The organism is Tamaricihabitans halophyticus, assembly GCF_004340875.1.
GTDB lineage: Bacteria > Actinomycetota > Actinomycetes > Mycobacteriales > Pseudonocardiaceae > Tamaricihabitans > Tamaricihabitans halophyticus.
This window is the reverse complement of the sequence record NZ_SLXQ01000012.1, coordinates 63,608-86,983: the sequence shown is the minus strand read 5'-3', so window position 1 is coordinate 86,983 and position 23,376 is coordinate 63,608. Positions and strand designations below refer to the sequence as shown.

Annotated in this window: 20 protein-coding genes, 1 tRNA gene and 1 pseudogene; 7 read left to right on the top strand and 15 right to left on the bottom strand. The window is 65.1% G+C overall.

Translation table 11 applies throughout. The annotated features are described in order from the left end of the window. Positions 1-61: 61 nt before the first annotated feature. Positions 62-3,202 (top strand): annotated as a pseudogene (locus EV191_RS22705) (AfsR/SARP family transcriptional regulator). On the opposite strand, the gene EV191_RS22700 reads toward EV191_RS22705, so the two are convergent. From EV191_RS22700 to EV191_RS22690, 3 genes are all read right to left on the bottom strand, one after another. Next, positions 3,186-3,929 carry an ABC transporter permease gene (locus EV191_RS22700; protein WP_132879231.1) on the bottom strand — a complete coding sequence of 248 codons (744 nt, stop codon included), beginning with the start codon at positions 3,927-3,929 and terminating at the stop codon, positions 3,186-3,188. The pseudogene EV191_RS22705 and the gene EV191_RS22700 sit on opposite strands and share 17 nt — an antisense overlap. Then, positions 3,926-4,867, bottom strand: a complete 942-nt coding sequence (locus EV191_RS22695; RefSeq protein ID WP_132879229.1) for an ATP-binding cassette domain-containing protein — start codon at positions 4,865-4,867, stop codon at positions 3,926-3,928. Before EV191_RS22695 ends, EV191_RS22700 begins: the two co-directional genes overlap by 4 nt. A gap of 418 nt (positions 4,868-5,285) precedes the next feature. Then, complete coding sequence (locus EV191_RS22690; RefSeq protein ID WP_132879228.1) at positions 5,286-5,885, bottom strand: TetR/AcrR family transcriptional regulator; 600 nt, start codon at positions 5,883-5,885, stop codon at positions 5,286-5,288. Between the two features lie 93 nt (positions 5,886-5,978). Between EV191_RS22690 and EV191_RS22685 the strand changes: the two genes are divergently transcribed. Then, positions 5,979-7,163, top strand: a complete 1,185-nt coding sequence (locus EV191_RS22685; RefSeq protein ID WP_207894622.1) for an MFS transporter — start codon at positions 5,979-5,981, stop codon at positions 7,161-7,163. Between the two features lie 881 nt (positions 7,164-8,044). Here EV191_RS22685 and EV191_RS22675 read toward each other — a convergent pair. Together EV191_RS22675 and EV191_RS22670 are read right to left on the bottom strand one after the other, a co-directional pair. Next, positions 8,045-8,344, bottom strand: a complete 300-nt coding sequence (locus tag EV191_RS22675) for an acyl-CoA thioesterase (protein WP_424565494.1) — start codon at positions 8,342-8,344, stop codon at positions 8,045-8,047. A 134-nt stretch (positions 8,345-8,478) separates the two neighbouring features. After that, the gene (locus EV191_RS22670) at positions 8,479-9,393 is read right to left on the bottom strand and encodes an alpha/beta hydrolase (protein ID WP_132879226.1); all 915 of its coding nucleotides are present in this window, start codon (positions 9,391-9,393) and stop codon (positions 8,479-8,481) included. Positions 9,394-9,505: 112 nt separating this feature from the next. Here EV191_RS22670 and EV191_RS22665 point away from each other — a divergent pair, with 112 nt between their 5' ends. Continuing rightward, positions 9,506-9,922, top strand: coding sequence for a MarR family winged helix-turn-helix transcriptional regulator (locus EV191_RS22665; protein WP_132879224.1), 417 nt, complete (start codon positions 9,506-9,508; stop codon positions 9,920-9,922). 284 nt (positions 9,923-10,206) lie between these two features. Here the strand turns inward: EV191_RS22665 and EV191_RS22660 are convergent. Next, positions 10,207-10,279 (bottom strand) — tRNA-Lys (locus tag EV191_RS22660). Positions 10,280-10,382: 103 nt separating this feature from the next. On the opposite strand from EV191_RS22660, the gene EV191_RS22655 reads away from it, so the two are divergent. The 3 genes from EV191_RS22655 (at position 10,383) to EV191_RS22645 (ending at position 14,494) form a co-directional block, all read left to right on the top strand. Then, positions 10,383-11,624: a PucR family transcriptional regulator gene (locus EV191_RS22655; protein ID WP_243659155.1), complete on the top strand. Its 1,242-nt coding sequence runs from the start codon at positions 10,383-10,385 to the stop codon at positions 11,622-11,624. Positions 11,625-11,774: 150 nt separating this feature from the next. Further along, positions 11,775-13,076, top strand: coding sequence for an NAD(P)/FAD-dependent oxidoreductase (locus EV191_RS22650; RefSeq protein WP_132879223.1), 1,302 nt, complete (start codon positions 11,775-11,777; stop codon positions 13,074-13,076). 65 nt (positions 13,077-13,141) lie between these two features. Continuing rightward, the gene (locus tag EV191_RS22645) at positions 13,142-14,494 is read left to right on the top strand and encodes an MFS transporter (protein ID WP_132879221.1); all 1,353 of its coding nucleotides are present in this window, start codon (positions 13,142-13,144) and stop codon (positions 14,492-14,494) included. Positions 14,495-14,529: 35 nt separating this feature from the next. Here EV191_RS22645 and solA read toward each other — a convergent pair whose 3' ends face one another. From solA to EV191_RS22630, 3 genes are all read right to left on the bottom strand, one after another. After that, positions 14,530-15,714: an N-methyl-L-tryptophan oxidase gene (gene solA, locus EV191_RS22640; protein ID WP_132879219.1), complete on the bottom strand. Its 1,185-nt coding sequence runs from the start codon at positions 15,712-15,714 to the stop codon at positions 14,530-14,532. Positions 15,715-15,872: 158 nt separating this feature from the next. Further along, positions 15,873-16,463, bottom strand: coding sequence for an HD domain-containing protein (locus EV191_RS22635; RefSeq protein ID WP_132879217.1), 591 nt, complete (start codon positions 16,461-16,463; stop codon positions 15,873-15,875). Then, positions 16,460-17,668 (bottom strand): TauD/TfdA family dioxygenase, encoded by a 1,209-nt coding sequence (locus EV191_RS22630; protein ID WP_132879216.1) that lies wholly within the window; start codon positions 17,666-17,668, stop codon positions 16,460-16,462. The genes EV191_RS22635 and EV191_RS22630 overlap by 4 nt, the downstream gene beginning before the upstream one ends. Positions 17,669-17,798: 130 nt before the next feature. Between EV191_RS22630 and EV191_RS22625 the strand changes: the two genes are divergently transcribed. After that, positions 17,799-18,707 (top strand): LysR substrate-binding domain-containing protein, encoded by a 909-nt coding sequence (locus EV191_RS22625; RefSeq protein WP_132879214.1) that lies wholly within the window; start codon positions 17,799-17,801, stop codon positions 18,705-18,707. A gap of 13 nt (positions 18,708-18,720) precedes the next feature. Here the strand turns inward: EV191_RS22625 and EV191_RS30635 are convergent, their stop codons facing one another. The 6 genes from EV191_RS30635 to EV191_RS22600 form a co-directional block, all read right to left on the bottom strand. After that, complete coding sequence (locus EV191_RS30635) at positions 18,721-18,933, bottom strand: hypothetical protein (RefSeq protein ID WP_243659154.1); 213 nt, start codon at positions 18,931-18,933, stop codon at positions 18,721-18,723. 32 nt (positions 18,934-18,965) lie between these two features. Next, positions 18,966-19,499: a GyrI-like domain-containing protein gene (locus EV191_RS30180; protein WP_165913057.1), complete on the bottom strand. Its 534-nt coding sequence runs from the start codon at positions 19,497-19,499 to the stop codon at positions 18,966-18,968. 20 nt (positions 19,500-19,519) lie between these two features. Further along, a complete protein-coding gene (locus EV191_RS22615; RefSeq protein WP_132879212.1) occupies positions 19,520-19,843 on the bottom strand; it encodes a MerR family transcriptional regulator in 324 nt (107 codons plus the stop codon). 179 nt (positions 19,844-20,022) lie between these two features. Further along, on the bottom strand, positions 20,023-20,799 hold the full coding sequence (locus tag EV191_RS22610; RefSeq protein WP_132879211.1) for a VOC family protein: 777 nt from the start codon (positions 20,797-20,799) through the stop codon (positions 20,023-20,025). Between the two features lie 32 nt (positions 20,800-20,831). Then, complete coding sequence (locus tag EV191_RS22605; protein WP_243659153.1) at positions 20,832-21,827, bottom strand: phosphotransferase family protein; 996 nt, start codon at positions 21,825-21,827, stop codon at positions 20,832-20,834. Positions 21,828-22,088: 261 nt separating this feature from the next. Beyond that, positions 22,089-23,330 (bottom strand): acyl-CoA dehydrogenase family protein, encoded by a 1,242-nt coding sequence (locus tag EV191_RS22600; RefSeq protein WP_132879207.1) that lies wholly within the window; start codon positions 23,328-23,330, stop codon positions 22,089-22,091. Positions 23,331-23,376: the final 46 nt, after the last annotated feature.

Sequence of the window (23,376 nt, the reverse complement as noted above, 5' to 3'; positions counted from 1 at the left end):
CCCGGACACCGAAGACCTGCTGGTAGCGGCCAAGGGGCTCGCCCATGGCAGGATCGGCCAGGTGCAGATCAAGGTGCTAGGCCCGTTCGAAGTCCGTACGGACGACGGCGCCGCGGCCGACGTACCGGGTGCCCGGTTGCGCGGCCTGTTGATCGCACTCGCGCTCGAACCAGGTCGCGTCGTCTCGAAGGCGGCACTCGTCGATTGGATCTGGGGCGAGCGCCCGCCTGCCGAGGCGGCGAATGCCTTGCAACGCTTGGTCTCGCGGCTGCGGAAGGCGCTACCGGAAGGTTCGGTCGAGGGACAGTCGAACGGCTATCGATTGAAGATCAGCCCCGACGCCATCGACGCCGTTCGGTTCGAGCACCTTGTCGGCCGGGCACGTGACGACGAGGCGCCGCAGCGGGTAAAGCGACTGCGGGACGCACTCGCCTTGTGACGCGGTGCGGCGTTGCAGGGCGTCGACCTGCCCGACAGCGCGGCGCTCGGCGCAGCGGTGACCCGGCTCGAAACGTTGCGCCTGGCGGCGATGGAGGACCGGTTCGATGCGGAGATCAGCCTCGGCCACGGTGCGAAGGTGGTTGCGGAGCTGACCGACGTGGTGGCGGCGCATCCGGTGCGCGAACGGCTCGTCGCCGCGTTGATGCGTGCTCTCGTCGCGACCGGTCGCGACAGCGAAGCACTGCTCGTGTACGAGCGCACCCGGGAAACCCTGGCTGATCAGCTGGGTGTGGACCCGTCACCCGAGTTGTCCGCCCTGCACCTCGCACTGCTGCGAGGTGAGCTGGCACAGCGGGCGGAGACCCGGAAGACCAATCTGCGTGCGGAGCTCACCAGCTACGTCGGCAAGGACGACGATGTCGTGGCAGTGCGCGAGCTCCTGGATAACCATCGGCTCACCACGCTGATCGGACCCGGCGGCGCGGGGAAGACCCGGCTTGCCACGGAAACCGCGCGCACGATGGTCGGCGATCTGCCGGATGGCGTCTGGCTGGTCGAGCTCGCGACCATCGGCCCCGACGATGACGTGGCGCAAGCGACGCTCGCCGCGGTCCGGCTGCGCGACGCATTGCTCGGCGAGGCATCGGAAGCCGACCCTACGGATCGGGTCATCGCCGCGGTGCGCGAGCGCGCGATGGTGCTGATTCTGGACAACTGCGAACACGTGATCTCCTCCGCCGCAGCCTTCGCTTATCGAGCGCTCGGAGAATGCGGGCGGCTGCGGATCCTCGCGACGAGCAGGGAGCCACTCGGCATTACCGGGGAGGCGCTGTGGCAGGTGGCACCGTTGGTCTCGCCCACTGCGGACGCCGATTCCCGCACGATCGAGTCGTCCCCAGCCGTCCGACTACTGCTAGACCGAGCCCGTGCGGTACGCAAGGACGTCGTGACCGACACCGGCACGCTGTCCACCATGGCACGCGTCTGTCAGTGGCTCGACGGGATTCCGTTGGCCATCGAGTTGGCCGCGGCCAGACTGCGCACCATGTCCCTCGATCAGCTCGCCGATCGGCTCGACGACCGATTCCGCCTGCTGACCGGCGGCAGCCGTACCGCACTGCCTCGGCACCGGACCCTGCGCGCGGTGGTCGACTGGAGCTGGGAACTGCTCACCGACACCGAACGGCTCGTATTGTGCCGGCTGTCGGTGTTCACCGGAGGGGCGAGCCTGGAAGCGGCACAGCAGGTCTGCACGGACACGACGACCACTGCGGTCGACTCCTCGGAGGTGCTCGAGCTGCTGACGGCCCTGACCGAGAAGTCGTTGGTGGTCGCCGAAAGTGAGGGCGGGCCGCGCTACCGGATGCTCGGCACGATCAAGGAGTACGCCCAGCAGCGGCTCGCGGAGGCGGGCGAATCGGAGCTGGCACGCCGTGCGCATCTTGCCTATTTCACGGATCTCGCCGAGACCGCGGAGCCGCAGCTGCGCCGCGCGGAGCAGGTCGATTGGTTTCTCGTGCTCAAGCGCGAGCACGACAACATCACTGCCGCGGTGCGCGGGGCGGTCGCGGCAGGCGAGGCGCAAGCGGCGATGCGGCTCGTGGCTGCCGCCGGTTGGTACTGGTTGCTCGGTGGGCACCGGGGCGAAGGCACCGAGCTCACCATCGCGGCCGCCAGCACCTCCGGCGAGGTCACCGACGAGGTGCGGGCGGCGGCGTACGCGCACGTCGCCTATTTCGTGACCGCTGGACAGGCCAGCCAGTACCAGGCGCAGGAATGGATCCACCAGGCTTACGAACTCAGTCAGCGCGTGCAGCGTAAGCACCCGGTGTTGGGGTTCGTCGCGGTGCTGGAACGAATGTTGCGAGAGCCAACCGACTTCCTGCCCGCGTTCGAACCGTTGCTGGTCGACGACGACCCATGGACCCGCGCGCAGGCCAGGCTGACGCGCGGCCGGATGCGGATCATGCTCGGTCGCGACGACAGTGCAGCGGACACGGACATCGAGACCGCGCTCGCCGAGTTTCGTGCTCTCGGAGAGCGCTGGGGAATCTCGTTCGCACTGGCCGCGCTGGCTGACCGGCTCGCCACGCGGGGCGAATTCGATCGCGCGTGCGGGCACCTCCAACAGGCGGCCGAAACCGTCACCGAAGTCGGTGCGACCGAGGACGTACTCCATATCCGAGTGCGCCAGGCCCAGCTGCACTGGCTAGCCTGCGACGACGAGTCGAGTGCTGCCGCCATCGCCGAGGCCGAGCGGTGCGCGGACCGCATTGTGTGGCCGGACGCGCTCGCCGACCTGGCCCTGTCGAGGGCGGAACTCGCGCGCTGGCAAGGTGATCGCGACCTGGCTTACCAACAACTCGACCGTGCGAAAACGGCGATGGCGGATGCGGAGTCGGTCATCCACGCGGCGATGCACGACCAGCTCGGCTACCTCACCGAGGATCTCGACCAGGTCCGCGAACACCGCGTCGCTGCCTTCCGCGCGGTGGCAGACTCCGCGCACGCACCACTGATCGCGCGGATACTCGTCGGGATCGCGGACCTCGCGCTGCGGCGCGAACAGTACGAGCAGGCCACACGGCTGCTGGCGGCGAGCGAAGGCGTCCTCGGCATGCCGGATCGTTCCCACCCGGACATGGCACGGATCGAGCGAACAGCGCGAAGCCGCCTCGGCGACGCCGGGTTCGCCGAGGCGGTTCGGGAGGGAGCGGAGAGGAGCTGGAGCGAGCTGGCCGCGGTCACGCTCGCTTCTTGAGGGTGGCCGACGCCCACAGATACCCGACGAGAGCGATCCCGACGCACCAGGCGACGGCCGCGATCACCTGACCGGTTTCCGGTCCACCGCGCAGCAGCCCACGCAACGTCTCGATGATCGGCGTGAAGGGCTGGTACTCCGCGAACTCGCGCAAGCCGGGCCCCATCTTCTCCGCGGGCACGATCGCGCTGCTGAAGAACGGCAGCATCACCAGCGGCAGGGACGCCATACTCGCCGTTTCCGGAGACTTGGCGGCCAATCCCATGGCGATCGTGAGCCAGCCGACCGCGAACCCAAGCAGCACGACGACGCCGACCGCCGCGAGCCAGTCAAGCAGACCCGCCGTCGGGCCGAATCCCATCAGGAAAGCCACCCCGAGTAGCGCAGCGACGGCGATCAGGTTGGTCAGCACGCTGGAGACGACGTGCCCCGTCAGCACCGCGCCGCGCGAGATGTCCATGACCTTCAGCCGGTTGATGATGCCCTTCGTCATGTCGGCGTTCACCGCGATCGCGGTCGACCCCAACCCGTAGCAGACGGCCAACAGCAACAGTCCCGGCGTCGCGTAATCGACGTAGTCGACCCCGACGCTGAACGCGTCGCCCATCATGTACACGAACATGAACAGCACCACGATCGGCATCAGTACGGCGTTGAACACCGTCATGGGATTCCGCGCGACGTGCTTGAAGTTGCGACGCACCATGACCATCGAATGGGATGTCATTTCGAGACCGCCTCTGTGGTGTGGCCCGTCAGGGCGAGGAAAACGTCATCGAGATCGGGTGTCTGGACGGAGAACTCTTCGGCGCTGATCGAGTACTCGTCGAGCCGATCCAGCAGCGCCCGCAACGACGCCGTCCCGCCATCGCTGGGAACCCGCAGGGTCAGTGCCTCGTCGTTGCGAGTGGCGTCGGCGAGGATCCGCGCGGCCGCATTGAGTTCGGCGTCGGTGGTGAACCGGAGCCGGACATGGGTCCCGGGCAGCTGGCGCTTGAGCTCGTCGGGGGTTCCCCCGGCGACCAGGTGACCCTGATCGAGCACCGCGATCCGGTCGGCGAGTTTGTCGGCTTCCTCGAGGTACTGGGTGGTGAGGAAGATGGTCACGCCGTCGCCCACCAGCTCCCGGATGATCGACCACATCGTGCGACGACTGCGCGGATCCAGCCCCGTGGTCGGCTCGTCCAGGAAGATAATCCGCGGATCGCCGACCAGTGTCATCGCCAGGTCGAGCTTCCGCCGCATCCCCCCGGAGTACGTCGACACCGGCTGCCACGCCGACTCCGCCAGCTCGAACCGTTCCAGCAGTTGAGCGACGCGCCGCTCGCCGTCCGCGACGGGCACCGGGCTCAGATCCACCATCAGCTGGAGGTTCTCCTGCCCCGTCAACAGGTCGTCCACCGCCGCGAACTGACCGGTGACCCCGATGGCCTTGCGCACCGCCTTCTCCTCGGTCACGACATCGTGCCCGGCAACGCGCACGTCCCCGTCGTCGGCCCGCAACAGCGTGGTCAGCACGTTCACGGTCGTAGTCTTGCCCGCCCCGTTCGGGCCCAGCAGGGAGAAGACCGTGCCAGCCCGGACATCCAGATCGATGCCGTCGAGTACGACCTTGTCTTGGTAGGCCTTCCGTAACCCGGAAGCCGTGATCGCTGAATCAGTCATGAGACCACCGTGCTCGGCAGGCCTGACACCGACCTGACCCTGATCTGACACGCCCAGGACCGGGTTCCCCGGCCGTGTCATAGGACAACCCCGGAGATTAAAAGCCCGCAGGTTCGACTGCGGTGATCTTGAACCAGTCATCCGATGGCAGTGTTCTTACCTGCGGTTTCGCGCCTTCAAGATCATATTTGCGGCTGCTAACGGGTAGCCTGGGCTCCGTTATGTCTCCGTTCTTCCTGCCGTGCTCACCGGGGCATGGGACGCTAGACCGCGACTCGAACCGACCGCCCGAGTGCGCTGCTTGATCAGATCGTCATGGTGCTTTACGCGCCTGATTTCTGGGTCAGAGAGTTGGTGGCGCTGACCAGACTTCGCCGGGGTGAATCGGTCGATGATCTTTTTGAGGCACCTACTAAGCTCAACGGGATCTCATCTGCGCCAGCAGCATTGACGTCGCCTGACGCAGCTGGTCCGCGGCAACCCCGTCGCGGAGCTGGGTCGAGATCCCGAGCAGGAAGGTGTGCACCGCCGCCGACGCCGACAAGGGGTCGAGGTCCTGCCGGAGACTCCTGTCCGAGATTCCGGCTCGGACGCAGGCGGTGATCCGATCGCGGTCAGCCCGCCGCCGCAGCTGGACTGCTACGCGGGCCGCGGCGCTGTCTTCAGAGTCAGCTCCCACTACCGCTGAGAGAGCGACCAAGCACCCTGTGGGATGAGAGGCCTCCGACTGCATCGCGATGGAGTCCAGGAGCATTGCCTCAAGGACGTCGGCGGCAGACCCCTCCCGAAGGGAGAGCTCCGCCACTTGACCGGGTCCCTCGATGTAGTGCTCGACAGCGCGCCTGAAGAGCTCGGCCTTCGAGTTGAAGGCTCCGTAGAGGCTCGCTGAGGACAGACCCGTGGCCTCCCGGAGCTGGGCAAGACTCGTGGCCTCGTACCCGTACTCCCAGAAGGTCTCCATGGCTGCGTTCAGCACCCGCTTCTCATCGAACTTCCTGGGTCGACCGGCAGGGGACATCGACACTCCTTTCGGACTGTTCGATCCAGTTTGACACGGCCGAGACCCCTCCTTCAATATTGGATCGATCAATCCAATATTGAAGGAGTCTCCATGTCGGCACCCCCGACGTTGTCCGCTGCCGAAGCGCCACCCCGTCTCCCGGTCTTCGCCCTCGCCCTAATGGCGATGACCGGGTTCATCGTGATCATGACCGAAACTCTTCCGGCCGGCCTGCTACCCCAACTCGTCAGCAGCTTCGGAGTCTCCGAGGGGACCGCTGGCCAGCTGGTATCGGCCTACGCCCTGGGTACCGTGCTGGCCGCGATTCCTGCCATCACCATCACTCAAGGGGTATCGCGTAAGCCGCTGCTCGTCATAGGTCTCCTCGGGTTCGTGGTGGCGAATACTCTGACCGCACTCGCGCCCACACTGGTTGTCGCACTGGTTGCCCGATTCATCGGCGGCGCGTTCTCAGGTCTTCTGTGGGGGATGCTCGCCGGTTATGCGCGTCGGATCTCCGACCCTCGCGCAGCGGGCAAGGCACTGGCCATCGCTATGACCGGCACCCCCGTGGCGCTGTCCGTGGGCACGCCCCTGGGTACCTTGGTCGGCACGACGATCGGGTGGCGCTGGACCTTTGTCGCCATCTCCTTGGTAACCCTTGTGGTGGCCCTCCTGGTGCTGGTGACCGTGCCCAACGCTCCGGGCAGCAGCGCAGACAAGCGCCTCCCCCTCTACCGAGTGGTCACCATCCCTGGCGTAGCGGTCATCCTCGGGGTCGTCTTCACCTGGATGCTCGCGCACAACTTGCTCTACACCTACATCGCGCCCTACCTCGCCCAGTCCGATGTGGGCATGCGTCCCGACATCGCGCTCTTCATCTTCGGTGTGGCGGCGCTGCTGGGCATCTGGATCACCGGTACCCTGATCGACCGGGCCCTTCGGCGACTGGTGCTCGCCGCGACCTCACTATTCATTGGCTCAGGGGCCATCCTTCTCGTTGCTGGCGGGACCCTCGCCACTACGATGCTCGCCCTGGTGATCTGGGGGCTGGCCTTCGGCGGTGCGGCAACCCAGCTGCAGACGGCAATGGGCAACGCCTCGAAGAACAGCATGGACGTGGCCAACGCGATGCTCACGACCGTGTTCAACCTGGCGATCTTCGGAGGCGGCGCGCTCGGTGCACTGCTGGTGGACAACCTCGGCGCCGCATCGCTACCAGTGAGCATGATCGCGCTCTCCGCCGTCGCGCTGACCCTGACGGCATCGGGCAAACAAAACGCCTTCCCGAGATAAGCGGGCAAGGGGTACGTGCACGAAGCCCTCCGGACGCCCTCGCAAAGACAAGGCGGCCGACCTGTCCGACGGCGGCCTCTACGCCCACTTCCCGACCAAGCGCGCCCTGTACGACGAACTACTGACCAGCGCCGCCCCAACGCGGTGGACGATGCGGTCGTCGAGCTGCTCGCCCAGCCGGATGCCATCAAGAAAGACCCGGAACGATTTCTCACCGGCTTGGTCGACCGGATGTTGACCTATTTCGGCACCCCCGCGCTCGCCAGTTCAGCCGACTGTTGCTTCGTGAGGAGATTCCCGCCAACTCCACCTGGTCCCCAGCATGGTCGGACGTGGAACCCGAGCCCTGGCGCCGGTGAATGACGGCGGGCCACGGGACGGCCGCCTGCACCAGTCCGGTACCGGAGAGAGTCAATCGCGTGGGAACTCCTGGCGCCCTTGGTGTTCGTCCGGCTCATCTACCTCCACGGTTCGGATGATCTGCGCGACGAGGGCAAACGTCGGGCTCGCGAACACTTACAGTTCTTCCTCGACTCGACCGTACGCAACAGCGTGTCCTCGTGACCGATCCCGGACAGACAGACGCGCTGGCATCACTGGCGCGATGCCAGCGGTACGGCGGGCCGTTAGGGGCGCGGATTCCCGGGGCGTCGATGGATCGCGGAATCCCGGTGCTGCACGATGATGTAGCTGAGCCGAAACACCTGGCGTGGGTCCGGTAACAGGTGCCGATTGGCGAACACGGCGGCTCTCGCCAGGCGCCGCACCAGACACGTGAACGAGCATGAGCGCACGGGCCAATGAGACTTGGGCAGGATGATCAGTCATCCTGCCCAAGCAGTTCGGGCCGGGTCGCCAGTGAGCGCCACCGCTCGGCCGGATCAGCGATCAGCCGCCGGCTGCTGAGGTCGAGCAGGCCACCGATGTTGGTGAACTCTGCCGCGAGAATGCCATCGGAGCGTCGAATCTCCTGCTCGACCCTGAACGTTTCGGATTGTCTCCTCGAGACTGATCGGGCCGATGCCAGCGTCGAGGAGACGACCCTGCTTGGCGCCCGCTGCTCGCAGGCACTCCCAGCGTGCGTGCTGGCCGTACTGCAGTAACACGGCGCCGGCGACGTGGCCGTTGGCATCGGTCTCGTACCCGCGCACGGCTAGTCGCACTCGAAACGCATCACGCATTGTTTGTCTCCGGTCGCTGACAGCAGCTCGCGGCGCACCACCGAAAATCTTGGCTCTGTCGCTGATCTTGTGGAGTGTCTACCGGGTTCGGGGCTGTCCGCTGGTTCCTGACACTCCCGGCCGTCATTTCCGACTTACAGGTTGTCCGAATAAAAGCCGGCAAGCCGATCGACAGCCGCGTCGACATACTCGGGCTCGTCGTACATCTCGTAGTGGCCGGCACCCTCGATCACCATGAGATCGACCGGGTGGGGTGCCAGTTTCCAGAGCTGCATGCCGGACTCGTCGGAGCCGGTGTCGCCGATGCGCCCGGCGAGGACGACCTGCAGCGGCTGGGTCATGAGCTGATCGACCAGGTGATACGCGTCGTAGCCCAGGAGCAACGAGTCGCTGCGCGAGAGGCGGCGGTTCGTCGAGTACTCGTTCCTGCCTCGCTCGGTGCGGTAGAAGGTGATCGCCTGGATAGTGTCGATATCGGTCAGCCCGGCCGCTGCGGCATCCTCCAAGGTGTCGGGCAGCCAGTTCACGCGGGTCAGCTCACCGGCTCGGGTCTCCTCGAGGCGCGCGTCGGCCATGGCTTCGAGCGCGGCTGCCGGGCCGTCCAGCTGGAAGCTGCGGAACGCCGTGCCCAGGTTGACCGGGACGACCGTGCCGACCGCTTTGATGCGGTGGTCCGTGCGGGCGGTGTGTACCGCATAGCCCCCGCCGGCGCAGACGCCGAGAACGCCGATGCGCTGCGGGTTGATGCCGGGGATCGTGCTGAGCGCGTCGATCGCGTAGGAGATGTCCTCACCGCGGCGGTATGGGTCCTCGAGGTCGCGGGGTTCACCGCCGCTCTGCCCCTGATGGGCGGGGTCGAACACGAGCGCCGCGATGCCCCGGGCGGCGAGACGGGAGGCGTAATTCGCGCCGACCTGCTCCTTCACGCTGCTGCCAGGAGTGGAGAGCACCACGGCGCGCAGCGGTGCGGCCCCGCCGGTGTTGTCGGGCAGGTGAAGGTCGGCCGCGAGCTCGATCGGCCCGCGCGGGATCGTGACGTGCTGAAGCACCTGGTAGCACCCCCTTCGCGTATGGTTTGTTCGGTAACCGGTCAGTACGAACTATATGTTCGTACGAGATTAGACTAGTACAGAACTGTACCACCAGGATGAGGGGGCTCGCGTGTCGGCTGACGCCGCCCAGCTGTGGACGCTGAACCACCGCCTGCTGACCGTCGTGATGGACGCCTGCAGCACAGAACTGGCCGCACTCGGACTCGAGACGAAGGAGTTCTTCGTGCTCGCCGAGGTGACCGCGTCGCCGTACCCAGCCGAGCTGGCGGCAACGCTGATGATTCCCAAGGCGAGCGTGACCGTCTACGTGCGCAACCTCGTCGCGAAAGGGTTCATGCGACGCGAGATCGACGACGAGGACCTGCGGCGGCATCGGTTGGTACTGACTGCCGAGGGTGAGGCGGCGCGCGACCGTGCGCTCGCAGCACTCGCAACGGAGTTCGACCGCAGGCTGGCGAGGATTGAGCCTCGCGATCGCACCGAACTGCGGCGGATCCTCCTGGCCCTGCTCGAGCCCGCGCAATAGTTCTTCCCGTAAGAAACTACCCACGACCGGGCCCAGTCCGAGTCGATCCGCCGCGAGAGGCGCGATCAATTCCGGCTGCATCCGCCTGTCATAACCGTCGACGCGAACGTCCGCGAAGACTTCACCCTCGTCGCCATCACCACCCGGCCGCCGCCACGCGAGTCGGATCGCCAGGCACGCCAGACCCGGGAGGGAGTGTCAGCGACAGAGCCAAAATTTTGACAGTCCCGTCCCGAACCCCTGCCAACGATTCGTCAGGCAAGGGTTCGAGCCTTGTGTCGGGGTGGGCCGCCCGGGGCCCGAACCCGGAATTTACCGATTAAGAGCCCGCAGCTCTACCGATTGAGCTAACGGCCCGTGGTGCGGGGCAGCGACGCCGTCTCGGCGGTTTCTAGCCGGTCCGCTACGAGCAGGTAGGTCGCTGGTTGCCTGGCGAGCGCCGGATGGGCGACAGTAGCGGGTGTCGAACTACAACGACGTGCAGCCCCTGGTCGACGCCCTCGCGGAGCGTTTGCGCCGCTCGGTCGCGATCGACGACCCCGCGATGCGCCTAGTCGCGGCCAGCCGGCATTTCGGCGACGAGGACGACCTACGGATCATCTCCGTGATCAACAGGGCCGTCCCCGATGAGGTCCTCGACCGGTACAACGCCCTCGGCGGGCCGACCTGGACCGAACCGAGGCACGTCGCTGGCCACGACTATCAGGGCGCGCACGCGGACGGCCGGCTGTGCGTCCCCGTCCGCTGCAACGGCCTACATCTGGGTTACCTGTGGCTCATCGATCGCGACCGAACCTTGACCGACGACGAGATCTCCTCGGCCGTTGACACCGCAGCCCAGGTAGGCGTTGTCCGCTACCGGGAGTTCTTGCTACTTGAACGCTCCAAGACGCGTCATGAGGCAATCCTGCGGGAACTGGTCTCGTCCGACCCGGTAAGCCGCGAGCGGGCGACAGAGGACCTTCAGGCGGAGGAACTGCTCCCTGAGTCACCGATGCACTATCAGGTTCTCGCCGCGCAGGCCGGGCCCGCGACGACATCCGAGGGGCCACGGCACGTGGCGGTCGAAGCCGCGGCCGAGGAGGGCGTACGGGCGCTGCCCGGCACCGCGCTGTTCGTGGCCAACCGCTCCCGCGCTTGGATCCTGGTGGCCGCGCCCGAGCCGCCAAGCCCGCGGCAGCTCAGCACCGCGGCCGCGCGAATCACCGCGAAGTTTCACGGCCTCACCTCGGCCACGACGCGCATCGTCGTCGGCGTCGGCCGACCGGTCGACTCGATCAGCACGGTGGTCGAGTCGCATCGGGAAGCCCTCCTCGCCGCGCGCGCCGCCTTGCTGATCCCGGCCCTCGGCGAGTTCGCCTGCTGGGGAAACCTCGGAGCCTACGAACTTCTCCTGCGCATACCGACCGACGAGATAGTCCGCGCGGGGTGGATCCCCGCGCTGGACGCACTCGACGCCGGCGACCCGCACGGCGTGTTGATCGAGACCCTGGAGGTGTTCCTGGACAACGCCGGCGATGTGCGCAGGGCAGCCGAACGACTCCGCGTGCACCGGGCGACGTTCTACCAGCGGCTCAAGCGCATCGAACAGCTGTCCGGCAGTCATCTCGACCGTGGCGAGGACCGGCTCACCCTGCACCTCGGCCTGAAACTGCGCGGTCTCGCCGCTTCCTACCAGGCCCAGACCAACCCGCCGAGCTGAGACCGGGAAGGCGACACCTGTCGAATCGGCGGGCCAGGTTCTCGCGACAGCAGGCCATAGGACTCAGCCACGCCAGCTCGTATGTTGAGGCAGCAACGCGACCCAGCATCGCGGCAGCCCAACCCGCACCTCACGGCACAAGGGACACGCATGAACACCGATGTTGTCGTTATCGGCGCCGGAGTTGTCGGCTCGGGCATCGCTTTCGAGCTGGCAAAGAGCGGACGCAAAGTGGTCGTTGTGGACAAAACCGGCGGGATCGGCCACGGTTCCACCAGTGCCTCCAGTGCGATCGTCCGGTTCAACTTCTCCACGGCGGCCGGGGTGGCCTCGGCATGGGAATCGAAATTCTGCTGGGAGAACTGGCGTGACCATCTCGGTGGAGAAGATCCACGAGGGATGGCGCGCTATATCCGCACCGGGTCCGCGATGCTCGATGTGGACGTCGCTCCACGAAGCAAGTTCGTCTCGCTGTTTGACCAGTTTGGCGTGCCTTACGAGGAATGGGACTCGGACACCCTCGCCAGCCGGATCCCGAGTATCGACGTCGGTCGCTACTGGCCGCCAAAACTGATCAGCGACGATCGGTTCTACGACGAATCCGACGCGACGCTCGGCGCGCTGTTCACCCCGGACTCCGGCTACATCAGCGACCCTCAACTCGCCGCACAGAACCTCGCCCGGGCCGCCGAAGAACGCGGTGCCGAATTCCTCCTCGGCCGCACGGTGGTCGGTTTCGAACTCGCCGCCGAGCGCATCGCCTCCGTGTTGCTGCACGACCACACCCGGATCAACACCGATGTCGTGATCAACGCGGCGGGGCCGTGGTCCGGCAAGCTCAACGTGCTGGCCGGCGTCGGCGCGGACTTCACCGTCAACGTACGGCCCATGCGGCAAGAGGTTGCCCATATCGCCGCGCCCGGCGGCTATTCACCCACCGACGGCGCCGGGATCACTATCGCCGATATGGACCTCGGTACCTACCTGCGCGGCGAGGTGGGCGGCGGCATCCTGGTCGGCGGCACCGAGCCCGAATGCGATCCGCTGCAGTGGCTTGACTCGCCGGAGGAAGCACACCCCCATCCAACCGTGGACGTGTTCGAGGCGCAGGTGACCCGAGCCGCGCGCCGGCTCCCCGAACTCGCCGTGCCGCACAGTCCGCGCGGCGTCGTCGGCGTCTACGACGTGGCCGACGACTGGACACCCATCTACGACAGGACCGAACGGCCCGGCTACTACGTCGCCATCGGAACCAGCGGGAACCAGTTCAAGAATGCTCCCCTGATCGGCCAGTTCATGACCGCGATTGTCGACGAAGTCGAGAACGGCAAGGATCACGACACCACGCCTGTTCAGTTCCACGGCGACCACACCGGTGCAACTATCGACCTTTCCGCTTTCTCCCGGCGTCGCGCCGTCAACACGGACAGCACGGGCACGGTTCTTGGCTGAAACCACGTCCCAATCGAACACGAGGACCTACCGGCCACCAATCACAATGACGTGAAAGGCCTGCCATGAAACGGATCGATGACGCACCGCTGAACGCTTTCCACATCAGAGTCGCCGTGTACACGGGCGGCGGCATGTTCTGCGACGGCTACATCATCGGCTCAATCGGGCTCGCGCTTCCGCTGCTCACCGCCGAAATGCGCCTCAGCGCCGTTTGGGAAGGGCTGCTGGCTGCCGCCGTACTGATCGGCATCTTCGCCGGCTCGGTGATCTTCGGGCCGATCACCGACCGGATCGGCAGGCAGAAGGTACTTGTCGCCGACCTCATCTTGTTCGTAGTGGCCTCGGCTCTCCAACTGTTCGTGACCGAACCAACCATGCTGCTGGTGTTGCGCCTGATACTTGGCGTGGCCGTCGGTGCGGACTACGCGATCGCCCCAGTGCTGCTGTCCGAGTTCGTGCCCCGGCGACAGCGGGGCGGCCTGCTGGCGAGTATTCAGATGATCTGGACGGTGGGTTTGGTCTCCGCGTTCCTCGTCGGTCTCGGGTTGCAGGCATGGCTCGGCGCGGATTCCTGGCGGTGGATGCTCGCCGGTAGCGCCGTTCCAGCGTTGATCACCCTGATGCTGCGGATCGGCTCGCCCGAGTCGCCGCGCTGGCTGATCAGCAAAGGGCGCCAGCGCGAAGCGCGCCGGATCCTGGACAAGCACTTTGGACCCGAATACACGGTCGACGACGCCGACACCAGTACTTCGCCCACCCGGGTGTCCTACCGAGCGCTGTTCTCCCGCAGGTACCTCGGCCGCACCGTGTTCGCCGGCGGGTTCTGGTTCTGTCAGGTCTTCCCCTACTTCGCCATCGCCACCTTCTTGCCGACGATTACCGAGGCATTCGGCATTGGCGACTCCGCTGGCGAGCTGCTCTACAACCTACTGCTGGTGTGTGGCGCGGTCGTCGGCCTACTGATCATCGATCGGATCGCCCGCCGCTCGTTCGTGATCTGGTCCTTCGCCATCGTCACCGCGGCCCTGCTGGTACTCGGGTTCTGGCCAACCGCGCCACTTGCTGTCCTGCTGCCCACCTTCCTGATCATCGCCTTCGTCATCGCGGCTGCTACCAACCTGGAGACCGTCTACCCCTCGGAAATCTTTCCCACCGAGATCCGCTCGGCGGGAACCGGACTGGCCACCGGGCTCAGCCGCACCGGGGCGGCAATCAGTACTTTCATGCTTCCCACCGCGCTGGACAGCCTCGGCATCGGCCCGACGATGCTCATCCTCGCTGCCGTCGCGGGCATCGGCATCGCGATCTCGGTGCCGCTGGCCCCGGAGACACGTGGTGTCTTCCTCGCCGAGGCCGCGCGGGGTTCGGCACCGCAGACCAGCAGTCCGGCCAGCTCGACGAGCACGCATGCCTAGCCGAACCGATCCGCGCATGACGGGTGCCGCCGTGCTCAGTTGCTGTGCCGGAACTTCGGAATATAGGAGGGATCCGTCAGCGCCAGCCGGTCCGCCCGGAACGGTTCGACGGGGAAAGACGTTGCGCCATGAAGGGTGATATCGCTGAGGATATGGCCAAGCAGGTTGCCGAACTTGGCGGCATGGCCGGCGCCGATGCCAATCGTGATCCGGGGATGTCCAGGGACCCGGTCAAGAATGAAATTCCCGTCTGGGGGCAGATCGTAAACGCAGGTCTTGGAAACCAGTTCCGGCCCGACCGCATCGGGCAGATGCGTCCGCAAGAAAGTGCGGTAGAGCTCCGTTTCCTCCGGCAACGGGGTGTAGGAGCGCTCGTCGCTGCTGATGAACCGACCGCTCATATCGCGCGAAACCTTGACCGCGACCTCACCGTAGATCGGCATTCCATAGTAGAGCCTTTCGGGGCCGCCGAACCAGGACCACTGGGGGAACCTGTCCGGAGCGAAATCGCGTAGGTGCGGTGTCGCGAAGTAGCTGACCTGCTCCTGGGTGAGTGTCATATGCCACCCGAGTCCCAGCGAGGGAAGCAACCGCTCAGTCCACGATGCCGTGCACACGACGACATTGCCGGCGGTGAAGGTACCCCTGTCCGTTGTGACCGTCACGCGGTCGCCGGCCGAGTCCAGCTCGCTAACGGTGGTGTTGGGCAAGAACTCGACACCTCGCGCCCTGGCTCGTGCGATCTGCGCGGCGCAGGCGGTCCGGATGTCCAGAATGCCGCCATCCACCTGGAACAGACCGGTCACGTCATCATCGATGGTCCATTGTGGCCAGCGGCGACGGATCTCGGCGGCGTCCAGCTCCTCGTACGGAATATGGGCCTGTGCCATGGCCAGTTTGCAATCGTCCACCTCGGACTGCCCTGGACTTCCTGCCGGGACCAGACTCAGCCCGCCAGTCTTGGTGACGAGCTTGAGGCCGGTCTCGTACTCGAGGTCCGACCAGTGATCGAACATCGTATGCGTAAGTGCCGTGTAGATCGGATCGTCGTAAACATGTCGAATGACCCTGGAATGGTCCTCGGACGCGCCCTTGTCATGTCCGAGCTCGAACTGCTCGAGAACAAGAATGTTGGTCGCGCCTGATCTGGCCAGCCAGTAGGCGGTAGCGGTGCCAAGCACACCGGCACCAATAACGATGTGGTCGTAGCCAGTCCGCATACCGCTCCTCCAGGCTCCGCCGGCGCTCAACGCCGAGGGTCGCAGACCAGGCACACGCGGCCAAGCTTCACCGGTCGCGTCCTGAGCCGCCGCGAGCCGACACCTGTCGACCTCTTGGTGACCGCAAGATCCCTAGATATTGCGGTCACCGCGCAGAGCTAGCCGGGGTGTTCCGCCAGATCCGGGGCCTTGACGCGCTCGGGGGCGAGGATGCGACGGACCATGGGTTCGAAGAACTCCAGCTGTTTGCTCGGATAGTCCGGATCGAACGAGTTCTGGTCGTAGTTGGCGCAGAAGTCCACGCAGTCCTGGTACCAGGGGTGCGCTGCCCAGCGTTCCCGGGTGTCTGGATCCGCACCGACGTGGTGGAACCAGTACACCCCCTGGAACACGCCATGGTGCTTGAGGACCCAGTAGTTGCGTTCCGAGACATAGGGACGGAGCACCGCGGCCGCGACCTCGGAATGGTTTGCCGGGGCCAACATGTCGCCAATGTCGTGCAGGAGCACGCAAACGACGGTCTCCTCGTCCTCACCCGCGTGGTAGGCGCGGGTCGCTGCCTGCAGGCTGTGTTCCAGCCGGGTGACCTGGTAGCCGGTGTGGTCGTCCATGTCGCGCAACCAACCGAGAACCCGATCGGGGAACCGCGCGAGCTCAGCATCCTCGTACGTGGCGAGCAGTTCGTAGTCCTGCGCGGTTCCTTCGGCCATCTTCGTGAAACCGACGGTCGGCAGCTGCTTCTCGGTCATCGACCCTCCCGCGTTTCCCCTGCCGGCTGGGCGGCAAGCGGCTTGTGCTCGCCACGAAGCACCCGACGGCGCGCGAGCAGATCGTCGAACTCCATGTACACGTCCTGCAGGTGCCGCGCGCCGCTGGCCGGGTCGTACGGCAGTCGACCGTGAAGTACCCGGTGCGAGTGCACGGTGACCAGATCCCCGTCCGCCGACTTGAAGGTGGCCCGGTGACGCCCAGAATCGATGATGCCGCCCAGCTGGCGATAGGCGTCGTAGAACGCCTCGACTTCGTCGAAGGGTATCGACAGCGGTTGGGCAAGCTGGTTGGAAAACCGGAAAACCTTGACGTTGCCGTCGGTGTCCAGCTGGATCATCGGGTTCTCCGCCCAGGTGTCCTCGTCCTGGCTGAACAGCTGGTATGGCACTGGTACCCGGCATAACGTGGCGAAATGCGCCGGCGCCTGCGCGCGTAGTTCGGCCAGTGCGGCCCAGCCGTCGACGAGCGTGGATTCCCCACCGGTGGTCTGGTTGGTCAGGAAGTGCAGCAGCTGGATGGACGGCGGCCAGTTGTAGCTGGGCAGGTCGGTATGCGGCTTGAGTTCCCCTGGTGTGTGCGCGACGTTGTAGCCGGCGGGGTCGTGGCGAACGTTATGGACGCGCTCGAAGGCGACTTCGCGGACATGGCCGACGGTCTCCGCGAACCGCTCAACCTCGTGTTCGACCGAAGGCACCCCGGTGACGACCGCCGCACCGTACTCGGCAACGGCGTCGAGATAGGCCAGCTCACCTTCGGCGGTGTTGACCACATCGGCATGGCTGAACCGCGGTACGTCGATCCCTTCCTCGCCCCACAACGTCACACCGTGCCGACGGCCGGACCGGGGAGCCTCGGAGTAGTCGTACTTTCGCAGCCAGCCAGGGGAATAGCGGGACCGCTGTCCGTCGTTCCACCGCACCTCCAGACCCTCCTGCGGGTCGAAGGCGGCCTCGGCCGGCGCGACCGTCGCGGGGATTGCCGGAGTGAAGAGTTTGCGCTCGCTCGACTGGAATACCCGATCTGACTCGGCCCAGCTGTTGTCGCGCAGCCACACGTAATGGAAGTGCCGTTGCCGACCAGCCAGGACCAACGACAGACTGCGCTCCCCCAGGGTCAACTGACCCTCCGGCGCAGAGCTTGACGGGGCGGTCCGGGCACCGCCCAGGCCGGTGGCCTCGGTCATCGGTGATCTCCTTCAATCGGTTGCTCACCCACCAGCCTCGCCGCAGCTCAACCATCAATCAAACAACGCGTACCGGCCCTGAGGCACCAAAATTGTGTGGCTTCCGGACCTTGGCTGTAGGCTCGCGTCGGTGCGCGCTCCGCTTCCGCCGCTCGCTTGCGTGCAGGCCTTCGAATCCGCGGCCCGGCTGGAAAGCTTCGCTGCCGCTGCCGAGGAACTTCACCTGTCGCCGGCCACGGTCAGCCAGCGCATCCGAACACTGGAAACTCACTTCGGGGTGCGCCTTTTCGAACGGTTGCCGCGCAGTGTGCAACTCACCGAACTCGGTAGGGCCTATCTGCCCGCGGTCCGGGAAAGTTTGGCCGACCTCGCCGGCGCGACCAGCGGACTGTTCGGCCCGGTACGACGCGAACAGCTCACCGTGCGTACCCAAATCTCCTACGCGACCACCTGGCTGGCCCCGCAGATTGACGAGTTCCAGCAAGCGCATCCCGATATCGAGCTACGCCTCGTCTGCGCCGTCTGGTCCGAGGCGCTGACCCCAGGCGAGGTCGATATCGACATCCACCAGGGGCGCGCGCCATGGTCCGGCGTCAACAGCGAGTTGCTGCACCACGACAATGCCGTGGTCATTCACGGCCAAGCGCACCTAGCCAGGCACGGTCCGGTCACCTCGGCTACCGACCTCGCTAGCCGCCCCAGAGTCCAGGTTCTCGGGTTCGACGACGTCTGGCCGCGCATCCTGCCGGACACTACGGCGGTACCCGAGCACACCATCACCGTCGACACCGCCGTCACCGCACTCGAAATCGCGGCCAATACCGACGCCTGCGCCGTCATCCCGGAGCGCTTCGCCCGCACCGCCGTGCGCGCCGGCAGGGTGCAGCTCGCGCTCAAACACGCCTGGCCCATGCGGCAGGCTCACTACCTACTACGCCCACTCGAAGCACCGCACCACACCGCGCAGGCACGGGCCTTCCTGCGCTGGCTCACCGACCTGGAAGCACGAAGCACCCCGTTGGGAGATGCCACCGAATAGCCGCGCGATCGCGCTACCGTTCACGCAGTCGTCGCCGCCACCACGCAGCCGAATGATACGAGCTGATCAAACTCGCCTTCGGATCCGGCAGCGTCCTGCGTTCGAACTCCTCATCCAGCGCGGCGACGACCCGACGCAACTCAGCGCGTGGGCCGCTGGGCAGCACCCGCAGCACGGCTTCCAGTTCGTCCCTGGCATCGACCGGATCGCAACAGGGACAATCCACATCTGGGAGATACAGCCAACGACCCGGCTGCTTCAGGGAATCTCGATACAGCTGAACCGCCTGGCTCGCACAGCCAACCCACCGGTGGCGAGCCTCGGCGAGTCTGATCGCCTCCAGCGCACTTCGGCTGACCCCATGGATCGGCGTAACCGGTCGGCGATCACGGGTACCTGGACGCTCGGCGCGGACAGCGCCTGGCTTCCTACGAGGCATAGCCCCTTTGGTGCGACGTCATAGCCGTATCCTGCCACAGCCGACCGATTAACGTCAGCCATCTCACCGATCGTGGCCATCGTTCCATGATGGACATAACGGGCCGACCGCCACCTCGCGGTTGACCGGCACCCCACAGTGACGGTCAGCCGGCCTCCGTTTGCCGGCGCGTAGATCGCCAGCGGCATACCAGCCGGAGATACCCGCCCCTGTTCCAGTGCGCCGAACAGCTGACCGAACAAGGATTTCACGACCGGACTGACGTCCTCGTGGTTGTTGCTGTCCGCAATCCCGGACACCAATGCGATCCGGACCGGCGCGACCTTCTTGACCGTAACGTTCTTCGTGCTCATAGCCCCTTCTCGCTCGATCATCAGAAGCTCGCCTCGATCCGGCTAAGGCGCGCGGCATCAGCCGAGATACGTTCGGCCAACTCGGCCTGCCGCAGACGCAACATGCCGCGCAGCTCCACGGTGTCGACCTTGGCGTCGATAATCTCAGCGACCTGAGCAGGCGTGAAACTCAGATCCTTCAACACGACCAGCCGGTTAAGCCGTTTCAACTGATCAGCCGCATAGAAGCGATAATCCGTGAACTGATCGACCCGCACGGGCTGCAACAGGCCTATCGTGTCGTAATGCCGCCGCATCCGTACGGACACCTGTCCCAGCGGGGCGAAATCTCCGATGGTGAACATGGCGCTGACGACGCTCCTCCCTGACACCAGGTCAGGGTCAGCAAACAAGTGCTCGTAACACCGAAACACACAGATTTCGCCGTTGGCCCCCACACCGGCCGATAAGCCGTCAGGGGCTCCCACTGGGCGTCCCGAGACCGGTGTTGCGCAGTGCGCCGTCGACTACTGCCCGTGCGACATCAACCCTCGATCAGGGCGAACGGCACACCCGCGAGGATTGGCCGCCCGGAATCATCGAAAGCCACGTCTCGTTTCCTTGCTCGCCGGACAACCTCGCCGGGATCCGGGCATCGGATGTCCACGCGGCAGAGCGTATCGGGTTGGCCCGCGCGCGCTTGCCCGAAATGGATCTGACCGCGGTCGAGCAACACCGCAGGCTCCGCACTATCTTCGTCCACGGGACGGTCAAGCAACGTGCTCCATCGAGAAACGAGCGTGTCAGGTTTCTCGGTAGCTATTTCCACACCCACGATCTCCGAGGTCACGTCCGTCCGAGCAACCTCACGCCAGCTCGTACCCGCCCACGGCCACTCAGTGGGCTCGTGTGGCCGGTCCAGTGACAGGAAAGAGCCACCCGTATCACGCGGATCGAGATGGACGCTATCCAGGTCGTCCAGCGGTGCCTGCCACACCTCCCGAATGCCCATTCCGATGGCACGCTGCCGAGCCGCTGCCAAATTGAGGCACTGCACCAGGACCATGTACCCACTATCCCCACGCGCACGCAGGAACCGATCGATCGTCGTATTCTGACGCGCCGGAGTGACCACTTCCAGGAAAGTGTCGCCGACAACGAATACGGCATTTTCCAAGCCGAATTCGTCGATCAGCGCCCGTCCCCGCAATGCCATCTCGTCCTCTGGCGTGAAACACACTGGAACTCCAAGGACGGCGCAAATATCCTCGACCGCGCGATCCAACTCGCGCACCGCGAGCGCAACTTGTCGTAGGTACACGACGGTTCCTTTCGTTTACTAGCAGCACCAAGTCACCTACCTTCGACCAGGTCCGTAGCTTGATCAAGTAGGGCGACAGCTCGCCGATGCGAGAGCTCGCCGATTTCCATAGGCGCCATACCAGCCAACGCTCGCGCGAAGGTGCCTTCGATCAAGATCGCCAGCCGGTAGCACGCCAGCACACGAAACCAGGTCACATGTTCGAGGTCACGGTCGCAGTGCCGTCCATACCAGTCCAATAGCTCACGGTCGGTGGGGAGGCCAGGCAGCGGTACGGCCGGATCGACCCCAAGCGGATAGTCGTTTCGTGGCCATGTCGCCAATAACTGCCCAAGATCGAGCAATGGGTCCCCCTGTGACGCCAACTCCCAGTCGACAATGGCTGCCAGGGTCGGTTGATCTTGGCGGACCATCACATTCGCAAGGTGGAAGTCACCATGGATTAGACCGGGCCTCCATGACCGCGGGCGAGGCCGCCGGCACTCCAACCATCGGCCAATTTCGTCCACTCGCGCCAACTCGTTGCCGCAATAGCCCTCCAGGGCTGCGTAGCTCGCCAACTGACGCCGCCATCGCGGCACCTGACGTTCCAGCCACTCATCTGGTTTCCCAAGATCAGCCAGACCCACTGTGACGGGATCGACGCCGCCCAGTCGCGCCAGTCCCGACACGATCGCTATCCCCAAGTCGTATTGGCGCGTCAAGTTCGCGGCAAGACCATCCGGAACAGCCACGGTGGGATTGACCCCATCGACTGGTTCCATAAGGTAGAAGGCGGCGCCGACGACATCGAGATCATCACACGTGGCGATCAACCCGGCGTGTGGAACATCGGTTAAGGCCAGGGCTGCAAGGATACGGGCCTCTCGGATCATAGTTTCGTCGCTGTTCGCCCGTTTGTAGCGCGGTGGGCGCCGCAGCACGTACTCGCGCCCATCCCGCCAGAACCGGATCAGGATGTTCTGCGTACCACCACCGACGACCGTGATCCCGTTCAGCGGACCGCTGCCAAGCCCCTGCTCTGACATCCACGCTCCCAGCGCCGCGACGTCCAGTACGTCCTCGCCGGCACCGTGACCGCCGCGCTGCCACCTACCTGGATACAAACTCATGCGTTCTTGTCAATCGAGTCTGCGCATCCGACGTCGGCAGCTAACGACGGCGACTCGTCAACTCGCCATGCCCGTTCGTACCCGCGCGGCACGATCGTGCCGCCACCCGAGGACGTTCCAAACCGCTCGTTCAACACGACCACGCTCTCCCAACTCGACTTTGCCTACCGTCGGCCGCTAATCTGACCTCTTGGACGAGGACCCGTGCGTTATGGCTGGTTCGCTCACCGCTAGCTCACGCAAGGCAATCGATCGTTTGTGTACCTCGTCTGGCCCATCTGCGATGCGTACACACCGTTGGAATGCCCACATGGCCGCCAAAGGTGTGTCATCGGCAAGTCCTCCCGCGCCGTAGACCTGAATTGCACGGTCGATTACCTTCAGAGCTATCTCAGGTGCCGCGACCTTGATCGCCGCGATCTCCATCCGTGCCTGCCGATTGCCTACCGTGTCCATCAACCAGGCGGCCTTCATGACTAGCAGTCTCGCCATTTCAATCTCCACCCTGGACTCGGCGATCCAGTCCTGGATGTTGGCGTTGTCGCTAACCTGACGTCCGAACGTCACACGCGACCGCGCTCGCTCGCAAAGCAGTTCCAAAGCGCGCTCGGCCATGCCGACGGAACGCATGCAGTGGTGAATCCTGCCCGGCCCCAGTCGAGCTTGGCCGATCGCGAAACCCTGCCCCTCAGAGCCGATTAGGTTACGCGCCGACACACGCACATTGTCGAACTCAATCTCCGCGTGCCCCTCCTGATGCTGGTAGCCAAATACTGGCAAGGCACGCAGCACATTGACCCCAGGTGCGTCTATCGGGACCAGAACGATGCTGTGTCTGCGATGTCGGGGGCCGTCGTCCGCACTGCGGCCGAATACCAGTAGTACCTCGCAGTGCGGATGGTACAGGTTGGTAGCCCACCATTTGCGGCCGTTGAGCACATAGTCGTCACCGTCCCGCTCAATGCGAAAATTGATATTCGTCGGATCGGAACTGGCAACATCAGGCTCAGTCATACAAAACGCGGATCTTATCTCCCCAGCCAGTAATGGTTTGAGCCACTTCGTCTGCTGTTCCTCCGAACCGAACAGAGTGAGAATCTCCATATTTCCCGTGTCGGGTGCCGAACAGTTGAATACCTCCGGGCCGATCAGGCTACGACCGGTAATCTCAGCCAAGGGCGCGTAGTCCACATTGCTAAGTCCGGCCCCCCAGTCGCGATGCGGGTGAAAGAGGTTCCACAGACCGCGTTCTCGTGCCTGCGCCTTGAGCTCCTCCATCACCTGCGGCTGCAAATGCGGGTCGCCGGCCAGGCGCAGCTGTTCGTCGTAGGTCTTCTCGGCAGGGTAAACCAGTTCTTTCATGAACTGGCTTACCTGTTCCTGTAGATCCGCTGATCTTTCTGAGTAACCGAACGTCACGTGTATCCCTTCCTCGTGTCAGCCTCGGAGGAACTATTCGAAAATG